The 13,636-nt window shown below is 30.4% G+C and carries 13 protein-coding genes and 1 riboswitch; of the genes, 7 read left to right on the top strand and 6 right to left on the bottom strand.

The window, feature by feature from the left end; translation table 11 throughout:
• Position 1 precedes the first annotated feature (1 nt).
• From ytvI to KVH43_RS01090, 3 genes are all read right to left on the bottom strand, one after another.
• Positions 2-1,069: a sporulation integral membrane protein YtvI gene (gene ytvI / locus KVH43_RS01100; RefSeq protein WP_218283098.1), complete on the bottom strand. Its 1,068-nt coding sequence runs from the start codon at positions 1,067-1,069 to the stop codon at positions 2-4.
• A gap of 105 nt (positions 1,070-1,174) precedes the next feature.
• Positions 1,175-2,461, bottom strand: a complete 1,287-nt coding sequence (locus tag KVH43_RS01095; RefSeq protein ID WP_218283097.1) for a [Fe-Fe] hydrogenase large subunit C-terminal domain-containing protein — start codon at positions 2,459-2,461, stop codon at positions 1,175-1,177.
• Between the two features lie 11 nt (positions 2,462-2,472).
• Entirely contained in the window at positions 2,473-2,826 is a 354-nt protein-coding gene (locus KVH43_RS01090; protein ID WP_218283096.1) for a hypothetical protein, read from the bottom strand.
• A 179-nt stretch (positions 2,827-3,005) separates the two neighbouring features.
• Here KVH43_RS01090 and pepF point away from each other — a divergent pair, with 179 nt between their 5' ends.
• The 5 genes from pepF to fabI all read left to right on the top strand — a co-directional run bounded on the left by pepF (position 3,006) and on the right by fabI (position 8,819).
• Positions 3,006-4,811, top strand: coding sequence for an oligoendopeptidase F (gene pepF, locus KVH43_RS01085; RefSeq protein ID WP_218284044.1), 1,806 nt, complete (start codon positions 3,006-3,008; stop codon positions 4,809-4,811).
• Positions 4,812-4,985: 174 nt separating this feature from the next.
• Positions 4,986-5,414: an FHA domain-containing protein gene (locus tag KVH43_RS01080; protein WP_218283095.1), complete on the top strand. Its 429-nt coding sequence runs from the start codon at positions 4,986-4,988 to the stop codon at positions 5,412-5,414.
• A gap of 11 nt (positions 5,415-5,425) precedes the next feature.
• The gene (locus KVH43_RS01075; protein WP_255547777.1) at positions 5,426-6,628 is read left to right on the top strand and encodes an FtsW/RodA/SpoVE family cell cycle protein; all 1,203 of its coding nucleotides are present in this window, start codon (positions 5,426-5,428) and stop codon (positions 6,626-6,628) included.
• Between the two features lies 1 nt (position 6,629).
• Positions 6,630-8,030, top strand: coding sequence for a peptidoglycan D,D-transpeptidase FtsI family protein (locus KVH43_RS01070; protein WP_218283094.1), 1,401 nt, complete (start codon positions 6,630-6,632; stop codon positions 8,028-8,030).
• 12 nt (positions 8,031-8,042) lie between these two features.
• On the top strand, positions 8,043-8,819 hold the full coding sequence (gene fabI / locus KVH43_RS01065) for an enoyl-ACP reductase FabI (RefSeq protein WP_218283093.1): 777 nt from the start codon (positions 8,043-8,045) through the stop codon (positions 8,817-8,819).
• Positions 8,820-8,924: 105 nt separating this feature from the next.
• Here the strand turns inward: fabI and KVH43_RS01060 are convergent, their stop codons facing one another.
• Genes KVH43_RS01060 through KVH43_RS01050 form a run of 3 tightly spaced genes read right to left on the bottom strand, consistent with a single transcriptional unit; the run spans position 8,925 to position 11,265 of the window.
• On the bottom strand, positions 8,925-9,707 hold the full coding sequence (locus KVH43_RS01060; protein ID WP_255547776.1) for a cobalt-factor II C(20)-methyltransferase: 783 nt from the start codon (positions 9,705-9,707) through the stop codon (positions 8,925-8,927).
• Positions 9,685-10,416 carry an ABC transporter permease gene (locus KVH43_RS01055; RefSeq protein WP_218283092.1) on the bottom strand — a complete coding sequence of 244 codons (732 nt, stop codon included), beginning with the start codon at positions 10,414-10,416 and terminating at the stop codon, positions 9,685-9,687. The genes KVH43_RS01060 and KVH43_RS01055 overlap by 23 nt, the downstream gene beginning before the upstream one ends.
• A complete protein-coding gene (locus tag KVH43_RS01050) occupies positions 10,417-11,265 on the bottom strand; it encodes an ABC transporter ATP-binding protein (protein WP_218283091.1) in 849 nt (282 codons plus the stop codon).
• A gap of 196 nt (positions 11,266-11,461) precedes the next feature.
• Positions 11,462-11,639: riboswitch (cobalamin riboswitch) on the top strand.
• Between the two features lie 139 nt (positions 11,640-11,778).
• Between KVH43_RS01050 and KVH43_RS01045 the strand changes: the two genes are divergently transcribed.
• Together KVH43_RS01045 and KVH43_RS01040 are read left to right on the top strand one after the other, a co-directional pair.
• Positions 11,779-12,840 carry a FecCD family ABC transporter permease gene (locus tag KVH43_RS01045; RefSeq protein WP_218283090.1) on the top strand — a complete coding sequence of 354 codons (1,062 nt, stop codon included), beginning with the start codon at positions 11,779-11,781 and terminating at the stop codon, positions 12,838-12,840.
• Positions 12,841-12,856: 16 nt separating this feature from the next.
• Positions 12,857-13,618 (top strand): ABC transporter ATP-binding protein, encoded by a 762-nt coding sequence (locus KVH43_RS01040; protein WP_218283089.1) that lies wholly within the window; start codon positions 12,857-12,859, stop codon positions 13,616-13,618.
• Positions 13,619-13,636: the final 18 nt, after the last annotated feature.

Below are 13,636 nucleotides of genomic sequence, written 5' to 3'. Positions count from 1 at the left end.
ATTATTCTTTCCATTTAGGTAAAATATTAACCTTTTGTAGTGCCATGAAGAAGATTAAGGAAACAGGACCGATGATTAGTCCAAAAATACCAAATATTTTTAATCCTATATACATAGATATAAGGGTTGCTAGAGGATAAAGACCTATTTGACTTCCTAAAATTTTTGGTTCGAGTAATTGCCTTATTAGTATAATTATGATGTATAGTAGAATTAGTCCAACTGCATCATCATATGAATTTGTGAATATTTTCCATATTATAAGAGGTATATATATGCAGCCAGTACCGAGGATTGGAAGAGCGTCTATGATGCTAGCAAAAAATGCAATGATTAAAGAATACTGAATGCCTATAATGCTTAGTCCTATAGCACTTTCTATAAAGGTGATAAACATTAAAATGATTTGTGCTTTTATATAACCTGTTAATGCGAGGAGCAGATCTTTCTTTAAAACGATGCTTTTTGAAAGAGCATATGTAGGTATTTGGGTTTTAATAAATTTCTTGATCTTATTTTTATCTCTAGCCATAAAAAACGTAGATAAAATAGTTACTAGTAAAAATGTAAAGAAACTTGGAATAGCTGAAATAAAAGTTAATAAAGATGCAATAAATTTCCCTACGAAGGATGTTAAATTTTGAAATATGCTATTAATAGCATTACTAATAGATGCTGCAAGATCAGGAGGTAATTGTATATATAAAGCTTGCATTTTTTTTACTAAGTCGCTGCTGTGAAGATATAGCTTTTTTGGATATTGAGAAAGCTCTAAAGATAAATTTGTTAATTGTATAATGATCATACCTCCAATAAGTGCTATGATGAAACCAATGAATATGACAAAAAAACATATTGTTATTAATGTGCAGGTGCTTCGAGAAAGCTTTAAAACCTTATTTAAAAAGTGAATGATAGGTTCAAGGATCGTTGCTATTATCCAGCTGAGGATAAAGGGCAAAACATAAAAAATAAGAGTTGTAGATATAAAATATATACTTAAAACAATAAAAGCTATAATGAAAATCCTAGTTATTATGGGAAGGTATTTTTCAAAGGGATGATTCATAGGAACACCTCTAAATCAGTTGATATATAATTATATGCAAAAAAAATAGCCATATAACAAATGACAAACTATATTTTATTACATAAATAAAAGAGGTGCTAAAAATTACACCTCTTCATCTTTTATTATATTATTTTTCTTGAAAAGCAGATTTTTTACTTTATCTCTAAATAAAATCATGCAGTCATCTAAATCAGAGTAGCCTAAAACAATATCTTCTGCAAGAGCTCTACATGAAGGTGATCCACAAGCACCGCAGTCTAAATCAGGTAATAGCTCATATATTTGATCGATTTTTTCCATTTTTTTCATAGCTTCCATAATATTATCATCTAATTTGCGAACATTTTTTGGATGAATTTTTTCTTTTAACATGAAATCCTTGAGTGTTTTATTTAATTGAATTTCTTTGTTTTTCATATATTGCTGTGAAAGCTTTCTAATTCTGTTTCTAGCGATAAATGGATTTTCTACAGTTAAAGAACCTCCTACACAACCGTTAATGCAAGCTAGACATTCTACAAATTCGATTCCTTCTAATTGTCCATTTTCAATTTCATCTAGTATTTTTATAACATTTTCTATACCATCCACACACAAGTAGTTTTCTATATCTAAAGAATATGTTTCACCGCCAGCTCTTGCCCAACCTATAGCTTTTCCAGAATCATAAAATTCAGATGATTCATCTTTAATATTCTTTTTTAGATTTTTTTGAACGTATGGATATACAGATTTTATAGAAATAACACCATCTACATGGGAATGATTATTTCCTAATGGGTTTTTAACGCTACTAATTTTTGCAGGACACGGACTAATAAAGAAAATACCGATATCAGAAGGTGAGAGACCTGTTTTTTGAATAGATTTTTCCCTTGCAAGCATAGCAGCTACTTCCATAGGAGATTCGATAGGAACAATATTGTCAATAAGACTTGGAAATCTAATTTGTATAAGTCTTACGATAACTGGGCAAGATGATGAAATAAGGGGTAGCTTAGAGGTGATTTTTAATAGCTCTCTTGTATAATTTGATACAATATCAGCTCCTCTAGATACTTCGTATACATCATCAAAACCGAGTGCTTTTAGTGCAGATAAAATCTTTATGGGTTTTGTATTTATATCAAATTGACCTAATAAAGTAGGTGCAGGGAGTGCGACTTTATATTTAAAATTATGGATGCTTTCTAAGGAGTCAGAAATACTGTTTTTTGCATGCTGTGGGCAGATGCGAATACATTCGCCACAATCAATACATCTTTCTTTTATGATTTTAGCTTTTCCTCTTTTTACTCTTATGGCTTCTGTAGGGCATCTTTTAATACAATTTGTACAACCGATACATTTATCTTCTTCTAATATGACAGAATGGAAATGTTCAGTCATATCATCACCCCTTAATCATGTAAACCGTGACTGTATAGTAAGCCACAGCATTTATATAACTTATATTTTGTACCCAATAATATAATGTCATGAGCTGATGCAAGTTCAATCATCTCTTTAGATGGTTTTTTACCTCTAACAAATACAATCCCTTTAACGTCCATCATTTCAGCAGTTCTTATGACTTGCAAATTGATGAGTCCTGTAAGAAAAATACAGTTGTGTGTAGGGTTTCTCAAAACATCATCTCTTAAAACATCACTTAATAAATCAGAAGCTCTTCCATAGTCAAAAGAAATATCAAAATCTATATTTTTCGTATAAATTTCTGCAGAAAGAATATCTATTATTTCAGATAATTTCAAGCAAACACCTCCAATAAAGATATTATACTATAGGTTGATAACTTATAAAACGGTTTGGAAAAAAGTTTATTATTTAACAATAATTATGATATTATTAAGTATAATATAGGATAAATAATCCAATCCTTTAAATAGAGCTATAAAAATGAAAGGAGGATGTGGTTTTTCCACAAAATATTATGAATAAATCAAAACAAATTCCAAAAAGAAAAGATATACCTCAAAAGTATAAATGGAAGCTAGAGCAGATGTATGAAAATGATGAGCTTTGGGAAAAAGACATATTAGACATAAAACAAAAGGTAGGAGAGGCTGCAAAATATATTGGCAAGCTAGGTAAATCATCAGAATCTTTGCTTGAAGCACTTAAGCTTCAGGATGAAATTTCTTTAAAGCTTGAGAATGTGTTTGTATATGCAAGAATGAGAAAGGATGAAGATAATACAGTAACAAAATATCAGGCTATGACAGATAAAGCACAGGGATTAGCTGTAGAAGTACAAAGCACTCTATCTTTTATGGTACCAGAGATTACAGCTATTCCCGAGGACAGAATAAGATTATTTTTAAATGAAAATGAAGGATTAAAATTATATGCTTTTTATTTAGAAGAAATTCTTAGACAGAAAGAACATATTTTATCAAAAGAGGAAGAACAAATTTTAGCCCAAATGGGTGAATTAGCAGCTGCACCTAAAAATATATTTGGCATGATCAACAATGCAGATATAAAATTTCCAACCATTATAGATGAAAATGGTGAAGAGGTTGAGGTAACAAAAGGCAGATATATAAAATTTTTAGAAAGCAGTGATCGAAGGGTACGAAAAGATGCTTTTAAAGCACTATATAGTTCCTACGAAAAACAAAAAAATACTATTGCTTCTACTTTAAATTATAGTGTTAAGAAGGATGCTTTTTATGCTAGAGTAAGAAAATATCCTTCATCACTTCATGCAGCATTAGATGGAGATAATATTCCTGTAGCTGTTTATACGAATTTGATTGATGCAGTAGAAAAACATCTAGATGCTATGTATCGATATGTAAGACTTCGTAAAAAAGCATTAGGTGTAGAAAAGCTTCATATGTATGATTTATACACTCCTATTATAAAAGAAGTGAATATAAAAGTACCTTATGAAGAAGCAAAAGAAAAGGTAAAAGAAGGATTAAAGCCTTTAGGAAAAGAGTACATAGAAATTCTTGAAAAAGGATTCAATGAAGGCTGGATTGATGTATATGAAAATGAAGGAAAAACTAGTGGTGCTTATTCTTTTGGAAGCTATACGAGTCCTCCTTATGTATTGTTGAATTATCAAGATACTATACATGATATATTTACGATTGCCCATGAAATGGGACATTCGCTCCATTCATATTATTCTCATAAAAATCAACCATATATTTATGGTGGATATACTATATTTGTTGCAGAGGTTGCATCAACTGTGAATGAAGCTTTGCTGATGGAGCATTTACTTAAAAATAGCAAGGATATAAATACGAAGATGTATTTGATGAATCATTATTTAGAACAATTTAGAGGAACTGTTTTCAGACAAACCATGTTTGCAAAATTTGAAAAAATTATCCATGAAAAGGCTGAAAAAGGTGAGGCGTTAACACCAGAAACACTTTGTGAAATTTATATAGACTTAAATAAAAAATATTATGGACAAGATTTAGTGATTGATGATGAAATCAAAATGGAGTGGGCAAGAATTCCTCATTTTTACAATGCATATTATGTTTACAAATATGCTACTGGATATGCTGCAGCTATTTCTTTATCTCAAAAGATATTAAAAGAAGGAGATGTAGCAGTAGAAAGATATTTAAGCTTCTTAAAGGGAGGAGGATCAGATTATCCTATTAATCTCCTTAAGGGAGCAGGTGTAGATATGACTACAACAGAGCCTATACATAATGCATTAAAAGTGTTTGAAAAGTTAGTAGATGAAATGGAAAAAATGCTTAAGTAGAGAAAAGCTATAACTGTATGTGTATACAGTTGTAGCTTTTACAATATCAAAGCTCACTTATCTTTATATATTTCTTTTTTATGTTAATGTTGTTTATCTATAACATTTAATATTTTTATATGCTATTATTTTGTATAATGGTAGTAGAATAGATGAAAATTGGCAGGTGATGGCATGTTTAATTTATTGTCTTTAATATTTCGATATATTTTTATTTTTATTATCTATATGTTTATTTTAGGGATTATTCGACTAATTTACTTAGATATAAAAAGCATGAGCGATGGAATAGATCATTATCCATATTTAAAATTAATAAATAGAAAGGATCAGTTGCCCTTTAAGATCAAGGAAGTATATACATTAGATGCTACGATGACTATTGGTAGGAAAAAGGAAAATGATGTAGTCATAAATGATCCATATATTTCTAATCAACATTTAAAAATCATTTTAGATGAAGGCGAATATTTTGTTGAAGATTTAGATAGTGCTAACGGGACATATCTAAATGGAGATAGGATTATAGATGCTGTCAAATTAAAAAATGGAGATCGTATTAAATTTGGGCAAGTAGAATTTTTGTATGTAAGCAATGATTAAAGAGGTGTATTATGATGAAGAAGTTTTTTACTTATAGGATGCCACAAAATTTAATATTTTTAATGGATATTTTAGCTATTTTCCTTCTTTATTTTTATAAAGATGGGTTTGATAAGTTTATTTTAGTCACTGGGATACTTTTGACCTTTATTATCTATATATCGAACTTTATTCTTATTAAAACTTCTTCAGGGGATCATTACATATTTTTGATCATGACTATGCTTGTAAGTATTGGAATTATCATGATTTATAGAATTAATCCAGCGTTTGGCTTTAAGCAGATTTATTGGTTTGGGTTAGGCATTGCAACATTCTTTTTATTTTATACATTGACAAAAAATATAAAAGGATGGGAAAAATGGATAAATTTTTATGTAGGTTTATCCTTGATTTTGTTTTTGTCAACTTTAATCTTTGGTACAAGAATAAAAGGTGCGACAAATTGGATTAAAATAGGAGGATTTAGCTTTCAGCCTGCAGAAATTATAAAGATACTATTTATATTTTTTTTAGGAGCTTATTATAGCAATAAAGAGAAAATATGGAATTTATATATTTTTTTAGCGATTGTATATGCTTATATAGGTTTTTTGTTTATTCAAAGAGATTTGGGAACAGCAATGATTTTTTATTTTGTTTTTATAACTATATTCTATATATTTGAAGAAGATAGAAGGTGGATATATTACAATTTAGCAGGAGCTGTAATAATTGGAATGATCAGTTATTTTTTGGTGAATCATGTGAGAGTTAGAGTGATCACATGGATTGATCCGTGGAGTTATATAGATAACAAAGGCTATCAAATTACTCAATCTTTATTTGCTATAGCATCAGGAGGATTTTTTGGTACAGGTATAGGTCTTGGTCATCCTGAATTTATACCTGAGGTGCATACAGATTTTATCTTCTCTGCTATTTGTGAAGAAATGGGTATATTTGGTGGAATAGGAATAATAATGATATTTTTGATTTTAGTCTATAGAGGATTTAAGATTGCTTTAAGACAGCATAATAGATTTTTAAAAATTATTGCTCTAGGAATGACAACGATGCTTGGATTTCAAGCATTTATTATTATAGGAGGCGTGATAAAAATGATTCCTCTAACAGGTGTTACATTACCCTTTGTTAGTTATGGAGGAAGTTCGTTGGTATCGAGCTTTGCAGCATTAGGAATTTTACAGGTAGCGTCTGAAGAGGAGGAATAAGATGGATAAAAATTCTAAGAGAATTATCAAGGTTCTTATTGCATTATGTACCCTCTTTATCAGTTTAGTGGTATACTTAAGTTACTTTGAAGTTTTTCAGGCATCAAAAATTGTTAGTAACAATTATAATAAAAGACAGTGGATAAATGAAGAGTATGTGCTTAGAGGTGTTATTGCTGATAGAAATGGTAAAACACTTGCATATAGCGAAAAAAAGGAGAACAATCAAATTCGCAAATATCCATATGGAAGAGTTTATAGTCATATAATAGGATATAGCTTTAAAGAGTATGGAAAAGCAGGATTGGAATCTTCTTATAATAATGAGCTATTAAACATTAAAGAAAATCCTATACAAGAAATTACAGAAAAGATTATTGGAACAAATGAAAAAGGAAATAATTTAATTTTAACTATTGATCATGAGCTTCAAAGTTATGCAGAAAGGAAGCTTCGAGGAAAAAAGGGAGCAATTGTTTTGATGAATCCTAAAACTGGAGAAATCTATGCAATGGTAAGCAAGCCAGATTTTGATCCATCTATAATAAAAAATCAATGGAATGAAATTATAGAAGATAAAAACAGTCCTCTTCTTAATCGAGCAACTATGGGACTTTATACACCAGGATCTATATTCAAAACTATAACTGCCACAGCAGCTTTAGAAAATAAAAATGTAGAAAAAACTTTTGATTGTAAGGGTTCTATTAATATTGATGGATATATATTAAAAGATTATAAAGGTATAGCTCATGGAAGATTAGATATGAAAAGGGCTTTAGAGGTTTCCTGCAATGTGTTCTTCAGTCAAGCTGGACTTCAATTAGGGGAAGAAAAACTAAGAAATGTAGCAGAAAAGTATATGTTCAATAAGTATATTCCATTCGATTTAAAAGTAAAAAAATCAAGATTTCCAAAGGGAAGTATGACGCGTCCTGAACTTGGGGCATCTGCTATTGGTCAAGGGAAAATACTTGTTACTCCGCTGAATATGGCAATGGTAGCAGGGGCTATTGCCAATGATGGAGAAATGATGAAGCCTATTTTAGTAAAGGAGGTGATTGACCCTAAGGGAAGGACTGTGAAAATAAATTATCCTCAAGTTTTATCAAGGACAAGCAGCAAAGCAGTAGCACAAGATTTGAAGACAATGATGATTAGTGTTGTAGAAGAAGGATCAGGTAAGAATGCAAGAATTAAAAATATAAAGGTAGCTGGTAAAACAGGAACAGCACAAAATGAGACAAAAAAAGGACATGGATGGTTTATAGGTTTTGCACCAGCTAATGATCCTAAGGTGGCTATTGCTGTAGTATTAGAGAATATTGGAATAACTGGAGGGAAAAGTGCAGCTCCTATTGCAGGAGATGTTATGGCGACTGCTCTAGATAGATTGAGATAAGGAGATGACAATATGAGTACTTTATTAAAGGATAAAAATATTTTGATTATGGGTGTGGCAAATAAATGGAGTATTGCCTGGGCAATTGCAAAGGTTTTTCATAAAGCAGGAGCAAAATTAGCATTTACATATTTAGGAGAAAAAACAAAAAAAAGTATCGAAAAGCTTATTGAACAAGAGGGCATGAAGGATGTACTTTTGCTTTCTTGTGATGTGACAAAAGATACAGAAATAGAAAATACATTTGATATATTAAGAGGTGAATTTGAAACACTTCATGGGGTTGTACACAGCATTGCTCATGCAAAAAAGGAAGAGCTTGAAGGAAGCTATGTAGATACATCAAGAGATGGATATATGATGGCACAAGAGGTTAGTGCGTATTCTTTAGTATCAGTTGCTAAATATGCAAAGCCTCTTATGCTTAATGGAGGAAGTATAGTGGCATTGACATATTTAGGGGGAGAGAGAGTAGTTAAAAACTATAATGTAATGGGTGTAGCAAAAGCAGCATTAGAAGCTAGTGTAAAGTATTTAGCTCATGATTTAGGTGAAGAAAATATAAGAGTAAATGCAATTTCTGCTGGTCCTATAAAAACATTAGCAGCAAAAGGAATTAAAGATTTTAATACGATGTTAAAAGCATTTGAAGAAAAAACTCCTATGAAGAGGCTTATAAATACAGAAGAGATAGGAAATACAGCGCTTTTTTTATGTAGTGATTTAAGCAGCGGTGTAACAGGTGAAAATATTCATGTAGATGGTGGCTATCATATATTAGGATATTAATGGATTTTTTACGTTGATTTGTATATAAAATGGCCCGTAAAACCTCTGTTGTTTATATAGAAGGTTTTACGGGCTTAAAATATTTGGCTAATCTTTTAAAGATACTTACTTATTGTGGTAGTTTTCTTTGTTAATTAATATAGTTGAAAAATATGATATTTGATCCTCTCTAATATTTTCCAAATCATGATAAACTATTTCACGGTCTTGAGAAGAATTGCTTACTAGGATTGCATATTTGATTAAATCGTATTTTTTAAGCTTTTTAATTATTTCCTTGAAATTTTTATATACTTTCATTAGTACAATAGAGTTATAATTTTTTAACGTAAAATCAATTTTTTCTTCATCAGCGGTACATGGTAGTATTACCAAAGCTTCTCGGTCCATGACAAGAGGAAAGTTTTGACTTGAAGCAATATTTGAAAAAGCACTGATTCCCGGGATTGTTTCTATTTCTACTTTTCCTCTTAAAAGTTCTAAAATATAAACATAAGTACTGTAAAGCATTGGATCTCCTAAAGTAATAAAGCCCACATTTTTTCCACTTTTTACTTCATTTTCTATTGATTTTGCAATTTTATTCCAAGCATTTATTCTTTCTTCATCATTGAAATTCATTGGAAAGTGTCTTTGCTTTATTTCTGTTTTAGGTAAAATATATTCCTTGACAATAGATAAAGCTAAGCTTTCTCCCCCTTCCTTTGGTTGAGGAGCAAAAAGAACATCTAATTTTTTAAGTGTGTTTACTGCTTTTACTGTAACCAAAGAGCTGTCTCCAGGGCCAGTACCAATTCCATAAAATTTTGACATAAGCTTTAAACGAATACGAGTGTATTCGTTTTCCTCCTTTCTAAAAATGGTTTTATATTTCTCTATAGCTTGCATATACACCTAAGGCATAAAGGATTAAAAAGTATGTAAGTAATATAAATATTGAAAAATAATTAGTAATTCCTTTGAGTGCGATATTTCTTAGCCCCATTATAGCATGGGTAAGAGGAAGTATCTCTATGATTCTTTTTATAATATATGGCATTTTTTCTAATGAAAAAAATGTTCCACATAAGAAGGTCATAGGTGTAATGACAAAGCTTGTGAAGCGATTCATGTCATAATGAGTATTTATGACCATTGCTGCAAAATATCCAAAAGCAGCAAAGAGAAGACTGTTCAAAAAGCATATTAGCAAAAAAGAAAATGTAATATTGATATAAGCACCAAATAGATAAGAGACTATTAAAATGATACATCCCGCATAAAAACCACGTAATGCTCCAGCTATGACGTAGCCTAGTGTTAATAAATACATATTTACAGGTGCTGTTAGATAGTATTCAAAGCTTTTTTCGTGAAGTCTTGCTACAGAAATTCTAATGGCTACAGCATTAAAGCTTGTATGCATTGTAGACATAGCAATTATTCCAGGAATAATATAATGTAGATAACTATATCCTTCTATGGAAACATCTGCTCCTAGTCCCCATCCAAATGCTAATAAATATAAAAGAGGAGTGATGACTGCAGAAGAAGTAATTTTGAAAGCTCTTTTTTTGAAAAAAGCAAATTCTCGCCAAAGTATTGTGAAAACTTCCATTTATTGTACCTTCCTATTCGTAAAATTATAAAAAACATCTTCTAGATTTGTATTTCTCAAAATATAATGTGTATCAAGTGAATGAGCATATTCTTTTGCTTCTTCTATAGATTGAAAATACTTATATTCTGTTATTTTTTCTGTATTAAAATATTCGACAGTAAATTTACCAAGATTGTTTTTTAAAGCATCGCTTGTATTACAATAAAATATTTTTCCTTGATCCATAAGACCTATTTGATTGCAAAGATATTCAGCTTCTTCAATATAGTGAGTTGTAAGAATGATTGTTTTTCCCATAGCCTTCATTCCTTTTAGCATATCCCATATTTTCCTTCTATGATTTACATCAATTCCTACAGTAGGTTCATCCAAAAAAAGAATATCAGGATCATTAACCAATGCTTTAGTAATCATTAATTTTCTTTGCATACCACCAGATAATTTTTTGCTAAGTCTATTTTCTATAGACTTTAGATCTGAAAAAGCTAATAATTTTTCAATCTTTTGATGAAGTTGATTTCCTTTTATTTTATAAAGCTTTGCAGAAAAAATAAGATTTTCTCTTACAGAAAGTTCTTTATCGAGGTTGATATGCTGAGGAACAATGCCAATTTTACTTTTGATGAAAGTATTGTCACGATTCATTTTTTGGTTTTCAATAAGGATAGTTCCCTTAGTTGGCTTTAATAGCCCTACAAGCATTTTAATAAGTGTAGTTTTTCCTGCACCATTAGGACCTAAGAGGCCAAAAAAGCTTCCCTTTTGAATCTTTAAGCTTAAATTATCTACAGCTGTAAAATCTCCATATTTTTTTGTTACTTTTTTGATCTCAATTATATGCTTCATTTATTCATTGCTGCCTCCTGTTTTTAAATTCAATTATAACTCTAACAGAATCAATCTAATTAATCAATATAAGCTTTTAAAACCGAAAATATATAAAATTAAGTAGTCTGTTTTGTTTTTGTATACTCAAAACTAAAAATAATCTTATTATTGACATGCTTTTTATGATTATATATAATTAAAGGTGTTATTGACAAATTCATACAGAATATTAGGTTTCTTTAAGAATTAAAAGGGAAAGTGGTAAAAGCCACTGCAGCCCCCGCTACTGTGAGGTGGATGAAACTTTAAAACCACTGAAGCTGTTTGCTTTGGGAAGGTTAAGGAGTAAAATGAAGCCAAGCCAGGAGACCTGCCTAATTGTTAATATTCATTCTTTCGGAGGGAAAGTAGAATAGACTAGTAAAAAATGGAGATTTTGATATGTTAAAACCATTTTACTGTGTATATAGAGCTTTCCGAGAAGCTCTTTTTTTATTATGTATTTTGTGAAACTTTACCACTGGAGGAATTATGGAGAATAATTTGGCTTTGACTATACAGCAAAAACGGTATAAAGAGAAAATCATTGGTATTTGTTTTTTAGTTTTATTGATTATCACTTTTTTTTCATCAGTTCATTTAGGGAGAGCAAATATTCGTGCTTATGATGTTGTAAAAATTATATTTGGAAAAATTACAGGAAATGAGTCTGTGTATAGTTATATAAAAGCTTCTTATGTGGCTATTGTTTGGAATGTAAGGCTTCCAAGAATTTTTACAGCAATGATAGTAGGAAGTGGTTTGGCAGTTTCAGGGGCTGTTTTTCAGTCGTTGCTTATGAATCCATTGGCAGATTCTTATACTATGGGTGTTTCATCTGGAGCAGCCTTTGGAGCAGCACTAGCACTTTTTATAAATATGTTTTTGATGGATAATTTTCAAGTTCCTATAACAGCGTGTGCTTTTATTGGTGCATTTATAACATTAGGTATTGTGATTTCTATTGCTAAGGTTAAAGGAGTTTTAAGCTCTTCAAATTTGATTATTGCTGGAATTATAGTGACATCTATTCTTTCAGCTGGTATTAAGTTTTTAAAAAATCTAGCAGGAGAAAACGTTGCACCTATTGTGAATTGGTTAATGGGAAGCTTATCAGCAAGAAGCTGGGAACATGTTTTGATGAGTTTTCCGATGATAATATTATGTATAATTATTTGTATATATTTTTCAGAGGATTTGAATCTTCTTTGCTTGGGAGAGAAAGAAGCAAAATTGTTAGGTATTGATACACAAAGTGTAAGAAGGATTTTTTTAATATGTGGTTCATTCATTACGGCTGTATGCGTATCTGTAAGTGGGATTATCAGCTTTATAGGTCTTATTGTGCCACATATGCTTAGATTTTGTATTGGGTCTGATAACCGTACTTTGATTCCTCTTTCAGCATTACTTGGTGCAGAATTATTATTGGTAGCAGATACAGGTGCAAGAGTATTGATGAATATAGAAATTCCTGTAGGTGTGCTTACAACATTGCTTGGAGGACCATTCTTCATATATATTTTTATGACGAGAAATAAATCGCTGCACTAAAGTAAAGGGGGCTAATATGTATAAAGTAAAAAATTTATTTTTTTCATACGATGATAAAGAAATTTTACATGATATTAGTTTTTTTATTGAACAAGGAAAATTTACAACGATTATTGGGCCAAATGGTTCAGGAAAGACTACCCTACTTAGCTTGATTACAGGACAATTTCATAAATATAGTGGAAATATTTATTTTCAAAATAAATGCTTGAAAGACTATAGTATAAAAGATTTAAGTAAAAGAATAGCTTTTGTGTCTCAAAATGTAGATATTAGATTCCCTTTTACATGCTTAGAAGTTGTGATGATGGGAAGAAATCCATTTAAGAGTCGTATGAAGAATTTAACCCCAAAAGACATGAAGATAGTACGAGAATGCATGGAGATGACAGATACGCTAAAATTTTCTGATATTCCTATTACTGAATTGAGTGGGGGAGAAAAACAAAGAGTTATGCTAGCAAAGGCTCTAGCCCAAACGCCAAAGGTATTATTTTTAGATGAAGCCTTTTCAAATATGGATATTCAGTATACTATTTATTTTTTAAATTTATTAAAGGATTGTATTGAGAAAGAGCATCTTACTGTTATAGCTATTATGCATGATTTGAATTTAACACATATGTTTAGTGATAGAATATTGGCATTAAAAGATGGGAAAATTTCGAAATATGGAAAAACAGAGGATGTGATGACAAAAGAGTTGATCAAGGAATTGTTTGGTGTAGCTATAAGAAAGACTGAAGAGAAAGGTTTGGTTATTCTACCAAGCTTATAAAAATGTTTTTTACAGTTT

This window comes from Crassaminicella indica (genome assembly GCF_019203185.1).
GTDB classification, from domain to species: domain Bacteria; phylum Bacillota; class Clostridia; order Peptostreptococcales; family Thermotaleaceae; genus Crassaminicella; species Crassaminicella indica.
This window is presented reverse-complemented; position numbering and strand designations above follow the sequence as displayed.